The organism is Psychrobacter sp. CX90 (assembly GCF_057396305.2).
Map to the genome: position 1 here is coordinate 2,918,377 of NZ_CM182008.1, position 21,981 is coordinate 2,940,357.

19 protein-coding genes, 1 tRNA gene and 1 pseudogene are annotated in these 21,981 nt (G+C 40.9%); 9 read left to right on the forward strand and 12 right to left on the reverse strand.

Features of this window, described 5'->3' with window-relative positions; genetic code table 11:
* Positions 1-316: 316 nt before the first annotated feature.
* Together AC2SLN_RS11630 and AC2SLN_RS11635 are read right to left on the reverse strand one after the other, a co-directional pair.
* Positions 317-392, reverse strand: a tRNA-Phe gene (locus AC2SLN_RS11630).
* A 77-nt stretch (positions 393-469) separates the two neighbouring features.
* Positions 470-907: a hypothetical protein gene (locus AC2SLN_RS11635; protein ID WP_486550134.1), complete on the reverse strand. Its 438-nt coding sequence runs from the start codon at positions 905-907 to the stop codon at positions 470-472.
* 229 nt (positions 908-1,136) lie between these two features.
* Between AC2SLN_RS11635 and hisB the strand changes: the two genes are divergently transcribed.
* The 5 genes and pseudogenes from hisB to AC2SLN_RS11660 all read left to right on the forward strand — a co-directional run bounded on the left by hisB (position 1,137) and on the right by AC2SLN_RS11660 (position 4,669).
* On the forward strand, positions 1,137-1,763 hold the full coding sequence (gene hisB / locus AC2SLN_RS11640; protein WP_486550136.1) for an imidazoleglycerol-phosphate dehydratase HisB: 627 nt from the start codon (positions 1,137-1,139) through the stop codon (positions 1,761-1,763).
* Between the two features lies 1 nt (position 1,764).
* A complete protein-coding gene (gene hisH, locus AC2SLN_RS11645) occupies positions 1,765-2,400 on the forward strand; it encodes an imidazole glycerol phosphate synthase subunit HisH (RefSeq protein ID WP_486550138.1) in 636 nt (211 codons plus the stop codon).
* Positions 2,401-3,115: 715 nt separating this feature from the next.
* On the forward strand, positions 3,116-3,442 hold the full coding sequence (locus AC2SLN_RS11650; protein WP_486550140.1) for a hypothetical protein: 327 nt from the start codon (positions 3,116-3,118) through the stop codon (positions 3,440-3,442).
* Between the two features lie 67 nt (positions 3,443-3,509).
* The gene (locus tag AC2SLN_RS11655) at positions 3,510-4,175 is read left to right on the forward strand and encodes an FMN-binding negative transcriptional regulator (RefSeq protein WP_486550142.1); all 666 of its coding nucleotides are present in this window, start codon (positions 3,510-3,512) and stop codon (positions 4,173-4,175) included.
* 134 nt (positions 4,176-4,309) lie between these two features.
* Positions 4,310-4,669, forward strand: a pseudogene (locus tag AC2SLN_RS11660) (PACE efflux transporter).
* 52 nt (positions 4,670-4,721) lie between these two features.
* Here AC2SLN_RS11660 and AC2SLN_RS11665 read toward each other — a convergent pair.
* The 4 genes from AC2SLN_RS11665 to AC2SLN_RS11680 all read right to left on the reverse strand — a co-directional run bounded on the left by AC2SLN_RS11665 (position 4,722) and on the right by AC2SLN_RS11680 (position 10,560).
* Positions 4,722-4,847 carry a FeoB-associated Cys-rich membrane protein gene (locus tag AC2SLN_RS11665; RefSeq protein ID WP_486550143.1) on the reverse strand — a complete coding sequence of 42 codons (126 nt, stop codon included), beginning with the start codon at positions 4,845-4,847 and terminating at the stop codon, positions 4,722-4,724.
* Between the two features lie 62 nt (positions 4,848-4,909).
* Positions 4,910-6,820 (reverse strand): ferrous iron transport protein B, encoded by a 1,911-nt coding sequence (gene feoB, locus AC2SLN_RS11670; RefSeq protein WP_486550145.1) that lies wholly within the window; start codon positions 6,818-6,820, stop codon positions 4,910-4,912.
* Between the two features lie 104 nt (positions 6,821-6,924).
* Entirely contained in the window at positions 6,925-7,239 is a 315-nt protein-coding gene (locus tag AC2SLN_RS11675; RefSeq protein WP_486550147.1) for a FeoA family protein, read from the reverse strand.
* Between the two features lie 498 nt (positions 7,240-7,737).
* The gene (locus AC2SLN_RS11680; RefSeq protein ID WP_486550149.1) at positions 7,738-10,560 is read right to left on the reverse strand and encodes an aconitate hydratase; all 2,823 of its coding nucleotides are present in this window, start codon (positions 10,558-10,560) and stop codon (positions 7,738-7,740) included.
* A gap of 453 nt (positions 10,561-11,013) precedes the next feature.
* On the opposite strand from AC2SLN_RS11680, the gene AC2SLN_RS11685 reads away from it, so the two are divergent.
* The gene (locus tag AC2SLN_RS11685) at positions 11,014-11,586 is read left to right on the forward strand and encodes an O-acetyl-ADP-ribose deacetylase (protein WP_486550151.1); all 573 of its coding nucleotides are present in this window, start codon (positions 11,014-11,016) and stop codon (positions 11,584-11,586) included.
* Positions 11,587-11,775: 189 nt separating this feature from the next.
* On the opposite strand, the gene AC2SLN_RS11690 is transcribed toward AC2SLN_RS11685, so the two are convergent.
* Both AC2SLN_RS11690 and AC2SLN_RS11695 read right to left on the reverse strand, forming a co-directional pair.
* Complete coding sequence (locus AC2SLN_RS11690; protein ID WP_486550153.1) at positions 11,776-12,138, reverse strand: DUF1622 domain-containing protein; 363 nt, start codon at positions 12,136-12,138, stop codon at positions 11,776-11,778.
* A 152-nt stretch (positions 12,139-12,290) separates the two neighbouring features.
* Complete coding sequence (locus tag AC2SLN_RS11695; protein ID WP_486550155.1) at positions 12,291-14,147, reverse strand: amidohydrolase; 1,857 nt, start codon at positions 14,145-14,147, stop codon at positions 12,291-12,293.
* A 780-nt stretch (positions 14,148-14,927) separates the two neighbouring features.
* Between AC2SLN_RS11695 and AC2SLN_RS11700 the strand changes: the two genes are divergently transcribed.
* Positions 14,928-16,535, forward strand: coding sequence for a GMC oxidoreductase (locus tag AC2SLN_RS11700; RefSeq protein WP_486550156.1), 1,608 nt, complete (start codon positions 14,928-14,930; stop codon positions 16,533-16,535).
* A gap of 179 nt (positions 16,536-16,714) precedes the next feature.
* Here the strand turns inward: AC2SLN_RS11700 and AC2SLN_RS11705 are convergent, their stop codons facing one another.
* Complete coding sequence (locus tag AC2SLN_RS11705) at positions 16,715-17,161, reverse strand: hypothetical protein (protein ID WP_486550158.1); 447 nt, start codon at positions 17,159-17,161, stop codon at positions 16,715-16,717.
* A 423-nt stretch (positions 17,162-17,584) separates the two neighbouring features.
* Positions 17,585-18,811, reverse strand: a complete 1,227-nt coding sequence (gene trpB, locus AC2SLN_RS11710) for a tryptophan synthase subunit beta (RefSeq protein ID WP_486550159.1) — start codon at positions 18,809-18,811, stop codon at positions 17,585-17,587.
* 274 nt (positions 18,812-19,085) lie between these two features.
* On the opposite strand from trpB, the gene AC2SLN_RS11715 reads away from it, so the two are divergent.
* Together AC2SLN_RS11715 and AC2SLN_RS11720 are read left to right on the forward strand one after the other, a co-directional pair.
* Positions 19,086-20,036 carry a LysR family transcriptional regulator gene (locus AC2SLN_RS11715; RefSeq protein ID WP_486550161.1) on the forward strand — a complete coding sequence of 317 codons (951 nt, stop codon included), beginning with the start codon at positions 19,086-19,088 and terminating at the stop codon, positions 20,034-20,036.
* 268 nt (positions 20,037-20,304) lie between these two features.
* Entirely contained in the window at positions 20,305-20,688 is a 384-nt protein-coding gene (locus AC2SLN_RS11720; RefSeq protein WP_486550162.1) for a nuclear transport factor 2 family protein, read from the forward strand.
* Positions 20,689-20,742: 54 nt separating this feature from the next.
* On the opposite strand, the gene AC2SLN_RS11725 is transcribed toward AC2SLN_RS11720, so the two are convergent.
* Together AC2SLN_RS11725 and AC2SLN_RS11730 are read right to left on the reverse strand one after the other, a co-directional pair.
* Positions 20,743-21,081 (reverse strand): Rieske (2Fe-2S) protein, encoded by a 339-nt coding sequence (locus AC2SLN_RS11725; RefSeq protein WP_486550164.1) that lies wholly within the window; start codon positions 21,079-21,081, stop codon positions 20,743-20,745.
* Positions 21,082-21,083: 2 nt separating this feature from the next.
* Complete coding sequence (locus AC2SLN_RS11730) at positions 21,084-21,935, reverse strand: dioxygenase family protein (RefSeq protein ID WP_486550165.1); 852 nt, start codon at positions 21,933-21,935, stop codon at positions 21,084-21,086.
* Between the last annotated feature and the right edge of the window lie 46 nt (positions 21,936-21,981).

Below are 21,981 nucleotides of genomic sequence, written 5' to 3' on the forward strand. Positions count from 1 at the left end.
TCAAAACACAGCAACATATGGACTCTGTAACGTTATGAGTAGTATTAAGATAAGCTTAATTATTAAAAAATAATAAGACTGACGAGTGAACGGATACACTGGTATTTTCTTCAACGATTGACTGGTGGTTAGGGCAATACAGCAATGTGAGCGGTAATTAGAGTTTAATGGCAATAAAACAAACTGAACCTGAACCCACGCCCACTGAACTCAAGCAAACTTGATAATAAGAAAACTACCACTCAAACCATAAAAAAACCCTCAAACTAACTTTAGCTTGAGGGTTTTTCGTATAACATAATATTCGGCATAAAGATGGTGGCTCGAGGCAGAATCGAACTGCCGACACAAGGATTTTCAATCCTTTGCTCTACCAACTGAGCTATCGAGCCGTCTTTATGAGGTCGCTATTAAACTAAATATTTTCTATTGTGTCAAGTGTTATTTAAAATATAGTCAAAATAAGTGTTTAACTTTTGACTCGCAATAATTCATAATCACTCATGATGCGATGGATGGTTTCATCAACAGGCATAAACTGGCGCACACCCTTTTTTACCTCTTTGTCATAAACCAGTTTAATAAATTTTGCGTCAATGCCACGATTCACATTTTCAGGGTGAATGGCCATATATTGCAGACGTTTGGTATCGGTTTGCCCGTCGTCAAAGCAGCCAACCACCGCAATGGGCTTGTCATTAAACATGCCTACATACATCAGCCCACCCCGTTTAAAAGCATTTTCAAATACCTGCATTATGTCGTCAGGGTAGTTTTGAGGAGAACGACTATTGTTATTTTTCGAGGCATATAAATTAGTAATACGCTCACGTAATTCGCCCTCGTGCTTTGTTTCACGCATAAGGGTAGCATCAAATGAATGAATTGCAACGGCTTCTAATGGCATTTTTTCTCTCGACTTATAGCGACAGGGATCACTAGATAATTAGTTTTCGTACTTGCTGTTCGTTTAATTAAATGAATAGCAATATTTTAGCAAACATTACTATTGGGTAGTGTGTGAATATGGCTTAAATTCAGTACCTTTGCTATTATCATGACATTGCTGTTAAAAACAGACTCTTTATTGTTATAAACTTCGATAAATAAGCCAATTATTAGTGAGCCAATACGCCATGACTACTCCAATCAGTCCGAACCCAGCCGAGCGTCCAGCACGCATAGCCAGTGTTACCCGTGATACCGCCGAGACTAAAATCAGTGTAACGGTTAATCTTGACGGCACGGGTCAAGGCAATATTGATACGGGTGTCCCTTTTTTAGACCATATGCTTGACCAAATAAAGCGTCACGGATTATTTGATTTAGATATTAGTTGTAAAGGTGATGTCGATATTGATGATCATCATAGTGTTGAAGATACGGGTATTACCCTAGGTCAGGCCTTTGCTAAGGCGTTAGGTGATAAAAAGGGCATTCGCCGTTACGGACACTTTTATGCGCCGCTTGATGAGTCTTTATCACGAGCGGTTGTTGATATCTCAGGACGTCCGGGTTTACATATGGACATTCCGTTTACCCGAGCTTATGTCGGTAAATTTGATGTGGATTTATTCAGTGAATTCTTCTTTGGTTTTGTCAATCATGCTTGGATGACGGTACATCTAGACAATCTTAAAGGCGTCAACAGTCATCATCAAATCGAAAGTACGTTTAAGGCGTTCGCTCGTGCTCTACGCATGGCTTGTGAATATGATGAACGGGCACTCAACACACTTCCGTCAACCAAAGAAGCTTTGTAATATGACCAAAATTGCACTACTCGACTATGGTATGGGCAACCTACACTCTGCCAGCAAAGCTTTATCTGCCGTTGGCGCTGACGTGTCTATAACCAATGACCATGACGTTATCCAATCCGCTGACAAGATTGTCTTCCCCGGAGTTGGTGCCATGCGAGATTGTATGGCCGAAATGCGAGCGCAGGGTATTGATGACGTGGTACGTGACGCTGTATTTAACAAGCCTGTGATGGCGATTTGCGTCGGTATGCAAGCACTATTTACCGAGTCTTTAGAGTTTGAGCGCACCCAATGTCTCGATATTATCTCAGGTCAAGTCAAAAAATTTGAGGCGGCATGGGTGGACGAGCAAGGCAAGACGATTAAGATCCCGCATATGGGCTGGAATACCATATCAGGCATGGATTTATCACACCCATTATGGCAGGGTATTGACGAGCACGCTCATTTTTACTTCGTGCATAGCTACTACTGCGATCCTGAAGACACCTCAGTAACCGCTGCTGTCTGTGATTATGGTCAGCCATTTTGTGCCAGCGTCATTAAAGACAACCTATTTGCGACCCAGTTTCACCCCGAAAAAAGCCACAACGACGGATTACAACTGCTAAAGAATTTCGTTGAGTGGGATATTTAAATTATTTTTAATCCACTAGGCCACTAGGCCACTAGGCCACTAGGCCACTAGGCCACTAGGGGACGCTTTGCTTATGAAAGATATGTATTTATACATTGCACTCGCCATATTACAGATTATTTTTATATTTTCCCCAATCCCAAAGAGGCTTGACCACAAGCAATATGCCACTGTAATAATACGCATCATCTTCTTTGCTGGTATAGCTTATAGCACCTTCTTTGATGGGTTAGAACCTACCCCGTATGACATTTACGTTAATATTCCCTGCTTTTTAATCATATTTATATTACCCAGATTTAGGGGCTTTAAATAAAAAAGGCGCTAAGTAACGATTAGTGTAAAAAGGCATTTACGTAGTATTTACGTGGCATTTGAATAGCATTTTAAGATAACGCTTCAATCAGGGCTAGCGGTTACAGAGTCTTAGGGTCAAATCCATCTAAAATTCACATCAGCCTAACGGTTTATCGTATATGATTGAAGGGACAGTTATAAACAAGCATTGAACAAATGATCTAACCCGTTATCTAACAAATCATCACTTACTTTATTAGGTTTTATTATATAGGGTCAAACTTAAAAGATTTTGCTCCAAGGCGACCGACCTCGCATATGACAAGGATTATATTAAGTGCGATCAAAAGCGTAGCGAATTTATTTCAGACAGACTATAGCAGAAACGTTACTGCTATTCGGATATCGGAAGACTAATGTGAATTTTCAACACTTCAAAATGTATCTTGTTTATATAACAGGGCTTGAGAAAGATGCCTTACACATCTACACAGGTATAGGCATCTATCTAATATGTTTGGCCGTCTCTCAGCCCATATTGAGTAAGCAGTCTACTAGACAGCTGCTGGCACTACTGGCAGTAACCAGTGCCGCTATGTTAGGCGAAGTGCTAGACTTGGGCTATAGCTATCCAAATATTGGGCGTGCACAGTTAGGTGCCAGTATTCACGATATAATAAATACCTGCTTTTGGCCATACGTGTTATACGCTATAAATCGCTGGACAACCCTATTGAAATCTTAAAAATAATGTACAACATACCCTAGCGCGGCAATGCTGCGCCATTACCTCGTATCAGGCTCAATTATTTATGTTTACTCCTAAATCTTTCCAAGAAACCAGTCTTGACGCTATCAAGACATTTATTGCTAACCATCCGTTGGCGACTGTTATTGTACAGACTGACTGTGGCTTAGAAGCGTGTCATATTCCCATGTATTGGCAAGACTCTGAATCAAAAGACTCTGAAGTAGAGTTGCCTTCTGAGAATAAACAAGGGTTTTTAATAGGGCATATTGCCAAAGTAAACCCATTAAACAGTGCGTCTTATTTAAAGTCGCCTTGGTTAATCATCTTTCAACAGGCAGGACACTACATCAGTCCCAACTGGTATCCTAGCAAGGCTATAACGCACAAAGAAGTGCCAACGTGGAACTATCAAAGTGTACATATTAGTGGCCAAGCGAAGCTACTAAATGAACCAGAAGAATTAGTACAGATATTGACCCACCTAACTGCAGAGTTTGAAAGTACTCAGCCAGTACCTTGGACGTTAAACGATGCCCCAGGATCCTATATTCAAGCAATGTGCCGAGGCATAGTTGGTATTCAGATTGACATCTCTGATATCCAAGCGCAATTTAAACTAAGTCAAAACAAATCATTAGAGAATAGAGTCGGCGTTGTGAGAGGATTAACAAAGGTGGGCACTGCTCAGGCAGCGGCGATGGCACAGTTGATTGATGTGCAAAGTTAAATGGCATGAAAAGTTAAATGACATGAAAAGTTAACAGCCGTGTTGAATATTATGTTTTTTAGCACTAGGTACAGGTAATGTGTAGTAGAAACGACCGTATTCGCCATGCCTTTGCTTTTTAAATAACTGGGCTACTGTTAATTGTACCGTTGGCAAGTTGGACGTTTATTTATGAGATTTATAACATTGGAGTGATAGCAGTTACCGCCTCAGTTGTCGCTACGGTACGGAACTATTGCTATAACATATTATTTGACAAAGCCTTATTAGAGCTCCGCAATCATGTGTATAAAACAACGGTACCGATACGCGTGCTACACACTGTACTATTTGAAGGTGGGTTATTATTAATGTTTATGCCAATCATTGCGGGGTATCTAGGTATTACTCTATAGGAATCCTTTGTTATGAATATTGCAATGCCACTCTTTTATCTGGTATATACCTTTGTCTATAATATCGCTTATGACACCCTGTTTCCGATACCTGAGTGAGGTTTTTAAAAGGGGCTAAAAGGCGTTAAACGTTGCTCAAAGATAAAAAATGTTAAGAGCCACATTTACCGCAACCCGGACACTTTGATTTCTTTTTAAACAAAACCCTTGTCCAGACATAGTATAGTGAAGCCAAAATAATAACGGTAACAATAATATATTGTAGTGCTTCTGACATACAGTACTCCTATTTATAACCCCAACTTATAACCCCAACGCTTCTTCTGAGACCAACACTTGTTAAAAAACAAATATATGACCGGCAATTTGATACGTTACCCACGCTAGGCCATAAGCCAATACGAATAAATACGCAGTGATAAGTAGGGTGGTAGGCAGTGATTTGGTCTCACGGCGGATGACTGCCAAAGTCGCTAAACACATAGGCGCATAAATATACCAAGCTAAAAATGCAAACGCTGTTGCCAAGCCCCACTGAGCATGGATAATTGGGATAAGGGTTTGATTAATAGCCTCATCACTCCCTGTAGCACTGACTGCGTAAACCGTGCCTAAGGCTGCGACCACTACCTCACGAGCCGCCAACCCTGGAATTAAAGCAATGCACATCTCCCACGTGAATCCAATAGGCGCAAAAATAGGCTGTATGGCATGACCAATGATGCCAGCAAAACTATAATCGATAGCTGGACCAGTTGCACCCGTAGGTGGCTCAGGGAAAGATACCAATACCCATAGCAGCACGGAAAGCGTAAAAATGACCGTACCTGCGCGTAGTAAAAAGGCCTTCACTTTATCCCAAAGCTCAGTAGCAATATGTTTGACATTGGGCATACGGTAGGTCGGTAATTCCATCAATAAAGGAAATGTAGTTGTTTGCGATTTCGAGCTATTAAAGCGTTTGAGAAGCCATGATATTAAGGCTGAAGAAACAATACCTGCCAAATATAAGACAAACAAGGTTAACCCTTGCAGATTAAACAATCCGAACACCGTTTTCTGAGGAATTACTGCCGCTATAATTAAAGCATAAATAGGTAGGCGAGCTGAACAGGTCAACATCGGTATAACTGATATAGCAACAAGCCGCTCTCTAGGGTTGGGAATAGTTCGAGTTGACATTACGGCAGGTATTGTACAGGCAAAACCTGACAGTAATGGAATAAATGAACGTCCAGAGAGTCCTACTTTTGATAGGGTATTGTCTAATAAAAAAGCTGCTCGAGGCAGGTACCCTGAGTCCTCAAGTATTAATAAAAATAAAAAAAGTAAGGCGATTTGAGGCACAAATACCACCACACTACCCACACCTGCGATAATACCGTCTACAATAAGGCTTTGTAAGATACCATCTGGTAACCATGTCGAAACCAGTCCCCCAAATTGGCCTATAAGTGTCTCTAGACCATCCATGATAGGGGTGGCCCAAGCATATACTGCTTGAAATATCACAAACAAAATAATCAATAATAAGGCCATCCCCACCACAGGATGCAGTGCCCAGTAGTCTAGGCGTTGATGCCACTTAGGTAGCTTCTGGGGAACACTAACCGCTTTGCTAATGATCTCATCCGCCATTTGATATAACGTCTGAGTATCAGGCGTAGGTTGTTTAAATCGTAGCGGCTCATCGTGGCTTTGATAGGTGTCGACAAGCTCATTGACCAAGGCCAATAAGTGTTGACTGCCCATTCGTTTAATAGCGACTGTCTTTGCCACAGGCACGCCAAGTGCTTCAGACAATATATGCTCATCAACCACCAAGCCACGACTCATTGCCACATCATTGAGGTTAAGAGCAACCACCATCGGCAACCCCAGATTTTTCAGTTCCAGTATCATACGGAGCGACATTCGCAGATTTGTGGCATCAGCAACCACAATCATCGCTTTAGGAGCCGACTCGCCGGGCATTTGACCCAATAACACGCGTCGGGTAACTTCTTCATCAGGACTGGTCGTTTGCAGGCTGTAGGTGCCAGGCAAATCTATAATATGAACATTATTCTGCCCAAGCAGTGAGGCCATACGCTTATCAACAGTTACGCCAGGGTAGTTGGCAACCTTGGCTTTTGAGCCAGTGAGCGCATTAAAGAGGGCTGTTTTACCGCAGTTGGGTGCACCCACCAATGCTATGTCAAATGGTACTTTAACAGCATTGTCTTGCGGTAGAGTAGTGGAATAGGCCATGAATGAGATTCTAATACGTTATGGTTATAAACCGAGGATTAATGTCCAGATTTGAACTGATGTTTCATTTATGCTTTTAAGCAGGGGATAAAAGTTATTGAAACCTACTCTAAAACACGGCACCGTATCTTGATCAGTTCATCTGTACGCAAGCTAAACTGAATGCCAGAGCCGAGTTGTACGGCATAGGGCGACTTTCCAAATAAGCCTTTTGCAATAACGCAAATGGGCGTATTAGGTAAGAATCCAAGGTCTTTTAGTCGCTGGCTGACCACATTGTCGAGGTTACCAAAACGGGTGTTTTCAATAATATCGAGAATGATGGCAGGCTGGTTCTTTTGTAAATCAAATAATGAGCAAGTTGCGTTTTGATTGCTTACTTGGCTTGTTAATGGAGAGATTGAAGTAGCTGTCTTCATACAGTGACCTCGTTGTCGCTTCTTTATCAGCTAAGGTAAATAATAATGTTAATAGGAATCATTATTATATATAAGGAATTATAGCACTCAACTACGATTAAATACTATATTTAAAATACAGGTTATCAAAAATACAAATTATTTAAAAAAGGTATAGCATTAGGGTATGTTGAATATTCAAACATGTCACTGGCGTAGCCCATTTTTAGCCCATTTAAATGCAATTGTAAGAATTGAGGACACGCCCTAAGACAGGTTATTGAACCTGAAGGCTAGGCTAAACGCTTTGTTGGATTAAGAAGTGGTGGGGGAAGATGATAGCGGTCATTTACCAACAGATAAGAGCAAGTGGACGGCAGATGGCTTTGGTTGGCATTAAATGAAGAAGGTGCAGTAGCTACCTGACATTGCTAATACCAAACAAACTCTCAATAAAATGCCCGACCAATTTTGGTCGGGCATGTATAATCTATATGCTTATTAAGTGACAAAATGAAGTTAAGCTTGGTTTTCTGTTGCCAATTCACGAAGTACGTAATGTAATACACCGCCATGACGCACATATTCACGCTCTTTTGGCGTTTGTAGCATCACGTTAACCTCAAAGGTCTCAGTACTACCATCAGCGCGTGTTGCAGTAACAGTGGCGGTTTTACTTTCGCCATTATCTAAACCAGTGATGCTGAGCACTTCAGAACCATCCAAGTTATGCGACTGGATGCTTTCTCCTTCTTTAAAGGTTAATGGTAGGACACCCATACCCACTAAGTTTGAACGGTGGATACGTTCAAAAGAGCCTGCCAATACCGCTTTTACACCCAGTAGGATGGTGCCTTTGGCAGCCCAGTCACGGCTTGAGCCAGTACCATATTGCTCGCCACCTAGGACAACAAGCGTACGACCATCTTCTTTATATTTCATGGCTGCATCATAGATTGCCATTTTTTCGCCATCTTGTAGTGTCGCTTTATCGTCTTTGAAGTAGTAGGTATAACCGCCCTCGACGCCGTCCATCATCAAGTTTTTAATACGGATATTGGCAAATGTACCCCGCGTCATTACTGCATCATTACCACGACGTGAACCATAGCTATTAAAATCAGCTTCTAACACGCCACGCTCTTGTAGGTATTTACCTGCTGGCGAATCAGCATCAATATTACCGGCTGGCGAGATGTGATCAGTAGTGATTGAGTCGCCAAATAAGCCTAAGATACGCGCATTTTCGATATCTTTAATACCTTCTGGCTCCATCGTCATACCTTCAAAGAAAGGTGGATTTTTGATGTAGGTTGACGCCTCATTCCATGGGTATATCTGACTAGACGCAGAGCTAATAGCATTCCATTCTGAGCTACCATCAAAGACTTCCCCATAGTTTTTGTGGAACATCTCTGCATTGATATTTTCAGCAATCAATCCATCAATTTGAGCTGTCGTTGGCCAGATGTCTTTTAAGAAGACGTCATTGCCGTCTTGGTCTTGACCCAATGGATGTTTAGTTAGGTCGATATCTACAGTACCTGCTATCGCATAGGCCACAACCAACGGTGGAGAAGCGAGATAATTAGTCTTCACATGAGAGTGAATACGACCCTCGAAGTTACGGTTACCTGATAGGACTGAGGCGACCACCAGATCGTTTTCTTCAATACCTTTTTCAATCACATCAGGCAGAGGACCTGAGTTACCGATACAGGTTGTACAGCCGTAGCCAACCAAGTAGAAGCCGATTTTTTCAAGCTCACTCATTAAGTTGGTTTTCTCGAGGTAGTCAGTAACAACTTTCGAGCCTGGCGCTAAAGAGGTTTTGACCCAAGGCTTGGCTTTTAGCCCTTTGGCTGCCGCATTTTTAGCCACTAAACCGGCACCAATCATGACCGCAGGGTTTGAAGTATTGGTACAAGACGTGATGGCGGCAATGACGACAGAGCCATCATTCAAGTGATGCTCTTTATCATCAATGCATACGGTTGAGTAAATACTGTTGGCGGTGGGTTGTCTATCAGTGGTTGACACTTCGATATCAGGTTCAGCTGCCAATTCTTCTGCTTGTTCTTGTTCACCACCCTCTTGATCGAAGCGAACTTTATCCACAACTTCTGTCTTACGGTCTTTTGTCATCTCGGTCAAAGTATTACCGAAACTTTTGTACATGTCCGATAAGGAGATACGTTGATGGGGTAGTTTTGGCCCCGCAAGTGACGGTTCAACAGTATTTAAATCAAGCGTCAAGTTGCTTGAGTAAGTCGCATTTGGTGTATCAACATCATGCCATAGACCCTGAGCCTTAGCGTATTTCTCTACTAGCTCAATTTGTGTCTCATTTCGACCTGACAAGCGTAGATAGTCAATCGCTACTTGGTCAATTGGGAAAATACCACAAGTTGCACCGTATTCAGGCGCCATATTCGCAATAGTCGCACGATCAGCGAGAGGTAAACTGTGTAGACCTTGACCATAGAATTCAACAAACTTACCGACCACACCATGAGCACGCAACATTTCGACAACGCGTAATACTAAATCAGTTGCAGTAACTCCTTCGGACAGTTTGCCTGTTAGCTCAAAACCCACCACTTGGGGGATAAGCATAGATGAAGGCTGACCGAGCATCGCAGCTTCTGCTTCAATACCACCAACGCCCCAGCCTAATACGCCAACACCGTTAATCATGGTAGTGTGGCTATCGGTACCAAATACGGTATCTGGATAAGCAGTCAGCTCGCCATTTTGCTCACTTGCCATGACAACGCGGGCGAGGTATTCAAGGTTTACTTGGTGTACGATACCAGTTGCAGGGGGGACAACGACAAAGTTTTCAAACGCTTGTTTACCCCAATGCAGAAACTCATAACGCTCATTATTACGCTTAAATTCAATTTTTTTATTCAAATCGAGGGCGTCTTCACGGCCATAAACATCTACTTGAACTGAGTGGTCAACGACAAGCTCACTTGGGATAAATGGGTTGATTTGTTCCGCATTACCGCCCAATTTGACGATAGCATCCCGCATGGCAGCTAAGTCAACAACGGAAGGCACCCCTGTAAAGTCTTGTAATACTACACGGGCTGGCATGAAAGCGATTTCTTGCGAAGGTACTGCTTGGGCATCCCACTCTGCTACGGCTTCAATATGATTTTTGCCAACAGACAGCCCGCCATCTTCGTTACGCAGTAAGTTTTCCAATACAATCTTCATGCTATAGGGCAGAGTGTTTATGTTGTTATAAGTTTCGGCAAGTTTTGGTAAGCTATAATAGGCATGCTTTTTGCCAGCTACCGTTAAGCTGTCTTTAACATTAAATATATCGCTCATAGTGGCTTCCTTCTCTAGTTGGTAATGTTAAGTAAGGTGGCTATCTGATAATGACACAGGGTGGTATTGAGCATAACAGGCTCAACGTTTTCTTTTTTTAAGCAGAAAACTAAACTTTTTTTAGTTTGGCAATTCAGTTTTGGTGGATAATCAACCAATATTTAGTAATTAGTACTTAATGATAAGTTTAATAATCAGTCCCTTTGTATATTTATCTCTACATACTGAATATTCCATATTCCACATTCAATATATCCAATATCTATATATCCAATATCTATATATTACCTATATATAATAACATAACAAAATTTATATGACTTATTAAGGACTAGAAGCCGTTGCATCGTGGCAAATTCGTAACAATGCCATTAGCTATTTAACGACATGGTTTATATCAACAATTCTTTTTTTTTGATCTGTCTGAAAATAACATAAAATAAGGTAAAAATTATGACTAAAGAGCTAACATTTGTTAATAAATTAGGAGAGGCACAGGATATTAGACTATCGGTAGTGCAGGGCGATATTACCAAACTTTTGGTGGATGCTATTGTTAATGCTGCTAATTCAAGTTTGCTAGGCGGCGGCGGTGTTGATGGAGCCATCCACCGAGTTGCTGGGCCTGAGTTGTTAGCCTATTGTCGTACCTTAAATGGCTGTCAAACTGGAGAAGCGAAGATAACGCCAGCATTTAATTTGCCAAGTCAGTACATTATTCATACTGTAGGACCTGTTTGGCAGGGAGGCAATTATAATGAGTCTGAGTTATTGGCAAACTGCTATCGCAACTCTCTTCAATTGGCGGTAGATAACGACGTGCAAAGCATAGCTTTCCCAGCCATTAGTACGGGTGTGTATGGCTATCCTATAGAGCAAGCAACCAAAATAGCGATTGCCACTGTTCAAGGTTATCTCATGAATGAAATAGCCTCTACTTCTGATTTTTCAGTCAAAGAAGTGATTTTCTGCTGCTTTTCTAAATCCGATGAACAAGTTTACCAACAGGTTTTGGAAACCCGTTAAAACAGGTCGTTAAAATAGGTCATTAAAAATAGTATATAGGTAGGGCAGTGTAGTGTAGGAATTACCCATCATCTATATCAACTCAATGAGCGATATAAATAGAATAATCAGGGTTTATAGATTGTGCTTCTTATTCTAACGATTCTAACGTTTTTTAACGCAAGTCTATTTTTACCAGAGTTGGTTTACTCAGTCTTTATTGTTAATAGCCTGCTTTTTTTGCCAAGGGAAACGTCCTTCAAGCTCTACTTGTAGTGATAAGCTCAAAAAAGTACGGATAAGTACAATGACACCCAGTACTAAGACACTGCGTAAGGTAGGTTCCGTGACTACAGTAGCCATAATGTCTGCTGCGATTAAAACCTCTAAACCTAATAAGATAGATTTACCGACGCCTTGTCGAATATCGAGATAAGTATCTTGACTAAACTTTTTTGCTGCGGCAGCGGCTTTATAAAAAGCCATTACCAGCCCTAAAAACATAATCATTACCCCTACAAACTCCACTATTTTGGCGATTATATCGATAGTTTGAACCAGTTGTTCTGTCATTATAATTCTCCGCTATACTTAAAAACCTTCATCGATACAGTTTGTTGATTAATGGCTTAATGCTGTAGTTATCATATAATAAAAAATCGGTCTGATATAACAGACCGATTTTTAATATCCAAATGTTAACCCTGTAGTCGTTAAACTATCCGTTACTTAGCGGCAGGTTTACTAGGGTTTTGGTATCCACCATAGTATTTTACTGGCGACCAGCTTGGAATAACTTCAGGCAGTTGAGGATTAAGCTTATTGTATTCGCCAGCACCATATACCACATCGCCACCAACCACTGTCAACACAGATTCAATGGTTTTAATTTTCTCTTCAGGTACTGTGAAGTAGTCGTCTGATAACAATACAAAGTCTGCATATTTACCAGGCTCAAGAGTTCCTTTCACATCCTCCTCACTTGAGAACCATGCACTGCCACTGGTATAGACCTCAAGCGCATCAGCGCGTGATAAGACGTTATCTTTACCATAAAGCTGAGTACCGCCGACTGTCTTACCTGTGGTCATCCAGTACAAAGAAATCCATGGGTTGTAGCTTGCCACACGGGTGCCATCCGTACCAGACCCTAAAGGAATACCCATATCAAAGATTTTCTTAAATGGAGGGCTGGTTTTTGCCGCCTCAGCACCATATCTGTCGACAAAGTACTCACCTGCATATGCCATACGATCTTGAACGGATATACCGCCATTTAAGCGTTTGATTTCACGTAGGGTTTCATCACTAACGGTTTCAGCATGGTCAATTGCCCAGCGCATATCATTCTTGATCTTACCGTTATTTTCACGGTCAATCTCATCCACCAAATCTACGATTAGCTTGGTATTTTCGCCGTAAGTCGAGTGCTGTCTAAATGGCCAGCCCTTATCCACATGCATTTGGATCACTTCTTTGGTGCTTTCACGCCACCCTTTATTATTTTTAATAAATGGCTTAGGCGCTAAGAAGTTTTCAAAGTCGCCCGCAGCCCAAGTCATGTACTCACCACCACCTTCTAACTCATAGCCGTGTTCATGCTCTACATCTTCATTGACAGAAGCGGTGTTATTAGCCATCCACTTCTCAAAGGCTTTACGCTCCTCACCTGCTTTTTGAGGGAACAAGTAGTAAGAGATACGTAGTGATGAATCTCCGCTGGTTGCTAATGCTTTAGAGGCGTCATAATCTTCTGGGAAGGTATGACCACCACCACCAGCGTCAATCGCGCTGGTTAGACCAAAACGGTTTAATTCGTGGTTGAAGTGTTTGGTGGAGTTAATCATCTCCTTCTCTGATAAAGGAGGAAGCTTCCCAATAACCTGGTATAAAATCATGGCATTTGGTTCTGCCAATAAAACACCTGTTGGGTCGCCGTTTTTATCTTTCTCATAACGACTTTGGTCGTTAGGTGGCTGAGTATTTCTATCAATATTTAATGCTTTTAATCCAGCTTTATTTAGCCAACCACGGCTATATAAATACAAGACAAAAGCGGGGGTATCACCAGTCGCCTCATTGATTTCCTCAATGGTTGGCAGTCTTTTTTCTTCAAACTGGTAAGGTGACCATCCGCCAATTACGCGTACCCATTGTCCTTTAGGGGTTCTATCTGCCTGCTCTTTTAGCATGCGTAGTGCTTCTTTTAATGAAGTTACCCCATCCCAGCGTAGTTCAGTATTGTAAAAACGGCCACCACGAGTGACATGAAGATGTGAGTCATTCAGACCAGGGATAAGCGTTCTACCATGCCCATCAATGACTTTGGTACTGGCATTTCGTAAGCGCAGAATATCTTCATCACTACCAGTGCTTAACACTTTACCGTCTTTAATAGCAATGGCTTCAGCTGTGGTTCTCTTGTCATCCATAACCGCAACTTTGGCATTGGTAACAATCATATCAGCTGACTGAAGCGTTGAAGTGGGGCTTTGCGATGCGCTTGGGGTTGCACAAGCAGATAAAACAGTTGCTGCCCCTGCAAGTAGAATGAGGTTTTTCTTTTGCATATTTTTTTCCATAGTATTTTCCTAATAACTATTAATTTTCTTCCTAATAATTATTAATATTCCTAATAATCATTAATAAAGGCTAAAGGAATAAAGACTAAAGCGGAAGAAAGACAAAGATAATGTTGCGAGAGATAATTTAGCACAGAAATATAATACAGAATCGGTTCTGTAAACTTTTATAAACAAGAGAAACAAAAAGTAACATTGTTAAACTAAGCTTTACCAGTAAGTTTTATAATAAAGCTTATCTTCACAGCTTGTTTTCTAGAGTTATTAGAGTTATTTAGAACGGGGTAGGAGCTACCGCCTTAAAGCAAATAGCTCTTTTCAAACAAGTGACGGTTTTAGATCAGATCATTATTTGGGTTCAAGTGGTTTATAACTATTTTATCTTTACAGAATTTGGTAATTTGAAGTATTGCTGCGTAATATGAAATAGAGCAACGTATGAATGATTTTTATCTAATCCGTTACGTAAGCTAAAGTATAGGGAAAGCAAGGCTTGCTATAATCAATTTATGCCAGTAGCGTAATAAGAACCTGTATTCACAACTTATAATTGGCTATTTTCGCCTAGAATAAGCCGCTACTTGGTTAAAATTAGGATTAAATAGAATGACTATCTAACCCGAGCTTTTAACTTATAACTTAGTGGAGCCTTATATTAATGGTGCCTTGTATGGTCTTATTTTATTGTAAAAAGCTCCGGACTGTAGCTTATGAATACAGGTTCTAATTTATTAGCATATAGCTCTCTTACGCTGTTCACTTAAATACATTGGGAATCAAATGAAACGACGTAAATTTATTAAGTCAATGAGCCTAGGACTAGGAGCCGTCGGGACATCGGCAACTGTAACCGGGTGTCAAACGCTTGCCAAAGTTACCACAACTGCCGCGCAGCCTAAGATCATTAAGCAGGCGGGAGACTTTACGAACATTATTGTCGGTAGTGGTTATGGCGGAGCAGTCTGCGCATTACGCTTGAGCGAGCAAGGTCATAAAGTTTTAATTTTAGAAATGGGTATGCGTTGGGATAGAACGCCTGAGCATGATACTTTTTGCAAAATGATTAACGCCGATGAGCGTTCAAGTTGGTTTAGCCACCGGCCCAATGCTCCCATACCCATTCCTAGAGTGATTAGAAAGTACCCTGGCGTATTAGATTTAATCAAATACGATGATATGAAAGTGTATGCGGGTCGAGCTTATGGTGGTGGCTCCATCGTCAATGGCGCCATCGCCATCGAGCCAAGACGTTCTGATTTTGAGAAGACCTTTGCATGGATAGATAGTAATGAGATGTACGATGTATTTTTCCCTCGTGCTCTGCGGTCATTGAAGGTAAGCCAGATTCCTAAAGACTTTTTTAATAATTCTGAACACTACGAATTTACACGCGCTGCAGAACGTCAAGCGACAAAAGCGGGGCTTAAAACAGAGTTTTTTGGTAACAGTTATGACTTTGACTATATGCAAAAAGAAGCCAAAGGTGAGGTGTATCAATCAGGGCTAGGTGGCGAGGTTATTTATGGTAACAATGCGGGCAAGTTTTCGCTGGATTTAACCTATCTCAAAGAGGCAGAGGCGACGGGTAATGTCGAGGTTAAGACGTTGCGTAAAGTAGCATCTATAGAGTCTTTAGACGATGACAAACTTGCGTTAGAAGTTCATGTATTAAACAAACGAGGTGGCGTGGATGCCATTGAGCGCTATACGTGTGATAAGTTATTTCTAAATGCGGGTAGTACAGGGACCTCTGAGCTATTATTAAAGAGCCAAGCTGAAGGTAAGCTTACCAACTTAAATGAACACATAGGTCAACACTGGGGGCCCAATGGCAATATTATGACAGGGCGAAATTTTGTGCATGCCGCTGGCAAGATTCAGTCCACGATACCTGTAAAAGGTATCAATATGTGGGATGGAGATAGAGGCGGATCGCCTTATAAAATTTTTGCTGAGATTGCACCGCTTCCATTAGGTTTGGAGACATGGACGACTTTATATCTTGCCATCACTGATAATCCAGAGAGAGGTAACTACTATTATGATAAAACCACAAAAACGGTTAAGCTAAACTGGAAGCGCTCACAAAATGAATACTCTGTAAAGGCAGCTAAAGCGCTGATTGAAAAATTAGCTGAATCGAATGGTGGTACTACGTCGAGTCTATTATTTAACGAAGGTTTTGGGGATGATTTTTGCTATCATCCATTGGGCGGCTGTGTCTTAGGTCTGGCTACTGATGAGTTTGGACGTGTTAAAGGTCATGAAAATATCTATGTGCAAGATGGGGCCTTGATTCCAGGTAGTGCGGGTGTGAATCCATACGTGTTTATTACGGGGCTTGCTGAACGCAACATGAGCTATATTTTGCAGCAGGATTTTGCTTAGATCATCTCAATGGTATAGCACCAGACGAGGTAGCTTAGAGAGGCAGTCTAAAACAGGTAAGCCGTTTTTTTCTGCCTCTCTAAAACTTTAAGTAAAATGACAAAAACCATCTAACCTCTGTGTTTTAGTTCAGATTAGGCGGTTTTTTATTCGATAAGTAGGACTAAACACGTCACAATCTAGTCGTCATCGTCATCGTCATCGTCATCGTCATCGTCATCGTCAATGTCGTCGTAAAAATCCTCAACAAGTTCATAGTCGTATTCTGTCATACCAAGCAGCTCTTGTTGCGCCAGTAACTCACTGAGTAACTCTAACAAAGACAAAGGGTCTTCAACAAAAACTAAGCTGACCGAATCATAGCTACGTACCTCAATGACCGCATGATAATTGGTGTAACCGTGATCATAGCTTTTTGTTTTATCAGAAACCGTCTTCACAGCAATTGAATAGTCTTGAGCATCATAGTCGATGCTTTCATCTAAAACAAAGATATCCTGCATAGCATCAAAACCTATGGCTTCTGCTAAGCTTTGGTGCTTTTGTTTATCATAGAATGTTTTTAAAAATTTAACTTGCTCTAACGGTATTTTCTCAAGACCAGTTTCTGCATTGTAATGATACATAAAAACTCCATTTAGTTGGTTTATTTAAACGGTTAACTTTATTTCAGCGCATGCTAGAGCAAAAAGTAATCAATCCCTTAGTAACTTAGGATATCTTTGACTGTAACGCTTTGACTATAGCAAAGAATGTTGACAGCTTAAGGTAAAAAAGTGACAAAAAAACAAATACAAACCTTTTTACGCTATCTAAAACGCCATGTATTATTGTATAGATGCCCGCTAACTGTCTTCCCAGTTGCTATTTGCTACGCTAATTCTGCTTGCTTGTTTATGGTTAGGGTATTTCAGAGCAGAATCAATATCACATTCAGGCTGCATAGTCTTCATGCTCCATAGATAGAAAAACTGAGCACATCAGACAACTTATATTTTATAAAACTATGGGATAAAGCTATGGGATAAAACCCGCCAAACAAGACACACTTATAACTCAACTTTATCCAAAATATAATCAATATCTTTATCGCCACGGCCTGATAGATTGACTAAGATAGTCTCATCAGGAGACATGTCTTTAGCTACTTTCATCGCATAAGCAATCGCATGGGCAGATTCTAGGGCAGGGATAATACCCTCTTGGCGAGACAATGCCATAAACGCATCCAAGCATTCTTTATCGGTCACGCTGGTATAAGTGGCTAAGTTAGCATCTTTTAAATAAGAATGCTGTGGGCCGATACCCGGGTAATCAAGTCCTGACGCAATGGAATGCACAGGTGCAGGCTCGCCGTTTTCATCTAGCAGGACATAGCATTTAAAGCCATGAATCTCGCCTTTAACGCCTAACGTCATCGTTGCAGCGTGGTTTGGCGTATCTAGACCTTCGCCAGCGGGCTCAACCCCAATTTTAGCCACATCTTTATCGTCTAAGAAGCCACTAAATATGCCAAGAGCATTAGAGCCACCCCCCACACAAGCCACCACCTTATTTGGCAATTTACCCGTCGTGTCTAAAAATTGCTGGCGTGCTTCATGACCAACCACAGACTGAAAATAAGCCACAATTTCAGGGTAGGGCGCAGGGCCAACTACTGAGCCAATGGCAAACATGCTGGTATCTAACTGTTCAAGATAGGCTTCAAAAGCACTGTCTACCGCTTCTTTAAGCGTACCTGCACCACGCGATACTGGGACGATTTTAGCACCTAAAATTTTCATACGGCTAACATTCGGGTGTTCTTTTTTAATATCCACAAGACCCATATGAATTTCACACTCAATACCCATGAGTGCCGCTGCGGTCGCTAATGCCACACCATGTTGCCCCGCCCCCGTTTCGGCAATGACTTTGGTTTTGCCCAGCTTTTTAGCCAGCAAAACTTCACCCAAACAATGGTTAATTTTGTGAGCGCCAGTGTGGTTCAAGTCTTCACGTTTAAAGTATATCTGTGCGCCACCGCAATACTTGCTCAAACGCTGGGCATGATACACAGGGCTAGGTCTACCGATATAGGTTTTACGTAGGCGTTGCATTTCAGCGATGAAGTCTTCATTTTTGATGATGTCCCGAAAGCCTACCGCTATTTCGTCCATCGCTTTAGCCAATTCAGGATGACCAATCTTGCCTCCAAACTCGCCAAATAAACCGTCGTCATCAGGAAGCGTTGATTGGTGTAGGCCATACCTATCGCTATGGTTTGCTGTTGTCATAGTAATTCCTCAAATCTTAGAACGGTTATAGAATATTTTTTATTTAACACTGGGCGCAATGTGTTTAAATACAAGCATTATTTGTATCAACGTTCTAGTACGATGATACTACATTAACAAATTGTAAAGGAGTTTATATTCGAGGTCAAGATAGATTGAAAAGTAGTTTTTACGAATCACTCGGGCATGAAATAAATCTAAATTGGAAACTCAGGGTAGTGATGAATGATGCTATATTAAGATAATGAAAGTTTAAGTATAGGAATAACTCATCATGGACAAGTTAAAATGCATGGAAGCATTTGTCAGAGTGGCTCAAAGTGGTAGTTTTATAAAGGCAGCAAAACAATTAGGTGTCACACGCTCTGTCGTGACTACTCGCATTCAACAACTTGAGACTTTTATTAATGCCCCTCTTTTTCATCGCAGTACCCGTTCAGTTAGGCTCTCAGAAATTGGCGAGAAATACTATCAAGAGTGTGTTGAACTCATTGATCGTTTTGAGCAGTTAGTAGGCGATATGTCACTGGCGAAAAGTGACATGCACGGCAGTTTAAGAGTGTATATGGCACCAGGTTTCGCTTTAAGTTTCTTTAATGAAATCTTGTCTGATTTTACTCAGAAATATAAAGATATTCAGCTAGAGATAGAAACCAACGATCGCGTCATTGATCCTGTGGCCTCTGGATTTGATATTGTATTTCAAATTTTCCCACCAAATGGGGTCAGTTTAATTGAACGTAAAATATTCCAAATAAATAGGGTGTTTTGTGCCTCGCCAGCTTTTATTGAACAGCATGGACAACCACAACATCCTAGCGAGCTACATAAATATGAACTTGGTTATTATTCCAACTATCCTGAAAGAAATAAAATCAAGTTTTTAGTTAATAGCGAGTTTAAAGAGTACTCAATTAATGCCAGAGTCTCTTCTAGCTCCATTCACCTGCTTCATGATTTTGCTTTAACAGGTGGGGCTATTGTTTGTTTACCCACTCTTGTTGCCAGAAATAGCCTATTAAATCAAAAGCTCATACCGTTATTGGTGGACTATCCTATGCCCAGATATAGCCTTAGAGCAGTATTTCCTTCTAATTCAAGAAATTTAATCAAAATTCGCAGTGTTTTAGATTTTCTCATTGAAAGAATTTCGCCGTTACCTGAATGGGATGAGGCGCTCATTGAACGGGGTTATCTTTCTCCTTTGATTAAGTCTTTTCTTTAACTAATTTTCATTTAACTAAGTAAAGCTTTTTGCTTTAACTAAGTAAAGCGATATTCTGACCACAAGTTATATGCTTTAAGCACCCAATAGCCGCCTGTTATACTATTATTTGTGTGTGTTTATGAGTGCCTAACATCAATTCATCTACTGTATGGGCTTTTAAGCTCTGTTGTAATAAACACAGTGTTTTGCTATTTAAAACAATCAACACACTGAAAATCAAATACACTTAATGAGACAATAAATGAATTAGGGAAATAGGATAGCTATGCCAACCCAAGACATTCAAACTCAAATTAGAGCACTTGAAAAACAGCGCTTTGATTGTTTAATTCAGAAGCGCTTTGATGAATTTAGTACCCTGTGTGATAACAATTTACGCTACGTGCATACGAGTGGCACAGTGGAAGATTTAACGGCGTTTATAACCAAGTTACGAGTAGGGTATTATGATTATCAAAGCATTGACTATGACATCATAGATATCATTGATATGAAAGATTGCGTGATTGTGATCGCTAATCTTTATGCAAAATTATTGGTAAATAACCAACCACGTACCTTGCAAAATCGCGCCTTGTCCATTTGGAATAAAGACAACGATCAGTTAAAACTAATGATGTATCAATCTACTGCCTTTGGTGATGAATAACAGCAATGATTCAAAGTAGGCAGGCTCATGTTTATATGATTGATTTTCTTATCATTAAACAAAATCTGTTAAAAATACTATGCCATCTTGAACATCGATGGGTACAGGAGTAAGTGAGTGACCTTGACAAGGGCCGTCAACACATTCGCCCGTAGTGATGGTAAACATAGCAGAATGATGAGCGCACATTATCTGGTCTCGATAGATATGAAACTTACCTTTTTTGTAATCAAGAGGTATTGAGAAGTGTGGACATACATTTTCATAAGCGTATAAATGGTTGTCTTTTTTAATAATTAGGATGCTTTTTTTACTATCGTGTGGATGGGTAACTCGCAGACAGCTTTCTTCGGCAAAATCTACCTGCTCACACAGTTTGATTAATTGGGTCATTATTACCCCCCTGACAGTACAAAATCATATTCGATTTGGTAATAGTCCTTATCCAGCCCGTACACGGTTTTACTATATTCGTTGGCATGCTCAAGTGTTGGCTTTACAATCAAACGCTCTTTCACACCAAAAACGGCATCGTTTTGCAGATAGTCATCATTTTCTATAAACAAATGGGTGACTAACGACTGATAGTCCTGAGCTACTATTTTGAAATGAATATGAGCAGGTCGCCAAAAGGTGCGTTTGGCATAATTGAGTAGCCGTCCCACTGTGCCGTCTGACGGAATCTGATAACTGACAGGTAAGATTGACTTAAAGGCATAGCGACCATCGGACTCACTAATAAATAAACCGCGTAAATTGTCGATTTGTTGCTCAGGATCTTGTCCAGAATACATCCCATTATCCGCAGTTTGCCAGACATCGATATAGGCCTCGCTAATGGGATCCCCTTTTGTATTGCGAATTTGCCCTTTCACTAGTAAAGGAATAGCAGGCTGATTACCCTCGACCACAATACTGTCCGCAAACTTGCGTATTGGCATTTTATCCACAAAGAATGGCCCAAACACGGTGGAAGGGGTTTGGGTGTCATCCTTTTGATTGTTAATTTCATCGACTAGCATAGAGACGCCCAGCACATCAGATAATAAAATGTACTCTTGGCGCTGTTCATGACACATTTGCCCAGTTTCGGTCAGGAAGTTAATCGCATACAGCCACTCTTCTTCCGTTAACTGCACCTCTTGAACGTAGTCGTGCAGCTTTTGTACCAGAGTGGTAATGAGCTGTTTGTGTCGCGGGTTTTCAATTTGCTGAAAGCTGGCAACGGCTTGTGAGGTTACGTCCATGTTTTACTCCCTATTCCCTGTCACTTATCATGATAATCCATCATAT

Excerpts from the sequence above, each read along its gene's own strand:
- AC2SLN_RS11715 (WP_486550161.1), top strand. The coding sequence starts at position 19,086 with ATGGACAAGTTAAAATGCATGGAAGCATTTGTCAGAGTGGCTCAAAGT.
- hisH (WP_486550138.1), top strand. The coding sequence starts at position 1,765 with ATGACCAAAATTGCACTACTCGACTATGGTATGGGCAACCTACACTCT.
- AC2SLN_RS11705 (WP_486550158.1), bottom strand. The coding sequence starts at position 17,161 with ATGTATCATTACAATGCAGAAACTGGTCTTGAGAAAATACCGTTAGAG.
- AC2SLN_RS11635 (WP_486550134.1), bottom strand. The coding sequence starts at position 907 with ATGCCATTAGAAGCCGTTGCAATTCATTCATTTGATGCTACCCTTATG.
- AC2SLN_RS11665 (WP_486550143.1), bottom strand. The coding sequence starts at position 4,847 with ATGTCAGAAGCACTACAATATATTATTGTTACCGTTATTATTTTGGCT.
- AC2SLN_RS11685 (WP_486550151.1), top strand. The coding sequence starts at position 11,014 with ATGACTAAAGAGCTAACATTTGTTAATAAATTAGGAGAGGCACAGGAT.
- trpB (WP_486550159.1), bottom strand. The coding sequence starts at position 18,811 with ATGACAACAGCAAACCATAGCGATAGGTATGGCCTACACCAATCAACG.
- AC2SLN_RS11730 (WP_486550165.1), bottom strand. The coding sequence starts at position 21,935 with ATGGACGTAACCTCACAAGCCGTTGCCAGCTTTCAGCAAATTGAAAAC.
- AC2SLN_RS11680 (WP_486550149.1), bottom strand. The coding sequence starts at position 10,560 with ATGAGCGATATATTTAATGTTAAAGACAGCTTAACGGTAGCTGGCAAA.
- AC2SLN_RS11725 (WP_486550164.1), bottom strand. The coding sequence starts at position 21,081 with ATGACCCAATTAATCAAACTGTGTGAGCAGGTAGATTTTGCCGAAGAA.
- AC2SLN_RS11695 (WP_486550155.1), bottom strand. The coding sequence starts at position 14,147 with ATGGAAAAAAATATGCAAAAGAAAAACCTCATTCTACTTGCAGGGGCA.
- AC2SLN_RS11675 (WP_486550147.1), bottom strand. The coding sequence starts at position 7,239 with ATGAAGACAGCTACTTCAATCTCTCCATTAACAAGCCAAGTAAGCAAT.
- hisB (WP_486550136.1), top strand. The coding sequence starts at position 1,137 with ATGACTACTCCAATCAGTCCGAACCCAGCCGAGCGTCCAGCACGCATA.
- AC2SLN_RS11690 (WP_486550153.1), bottom strand. The coding sequence starts at position 12,138 with ATGACAGAACAACTGGTTCAAACTATCGATATAATCGCCAAAATAGTG.
- feoB (WP_486550145.1), bottom strand. The coding sequence starts at position 6,820 with ATGGCCTATTCCACTACTCTACCGCAAGACAATGCTGTTAAAGTACCA.
- AC2SLN_RS11720 (WP_486550162.1), top strand. The coding sequence starts at position 20,305 with ATGCCAACCCAAGACATTCAAACTCAAATTAGAGCACTTGAAAAACAG.
- AC2SLN_RS11655 (WP_486550142.1), top strand. The coding sequence starts at position 3,510 with ATGTTTACTCCTAAATCTTTCCAAGAAACCAGTCTTGACGCTATCAAG.
- AC2SLN_RS11700 (WP_486550156.1), top strand. The coding sequence starts at position 14,928 with ATGAAACGACGTAAATTTATTAAGTCAATGAGCCTAGGACTAGGAGCC.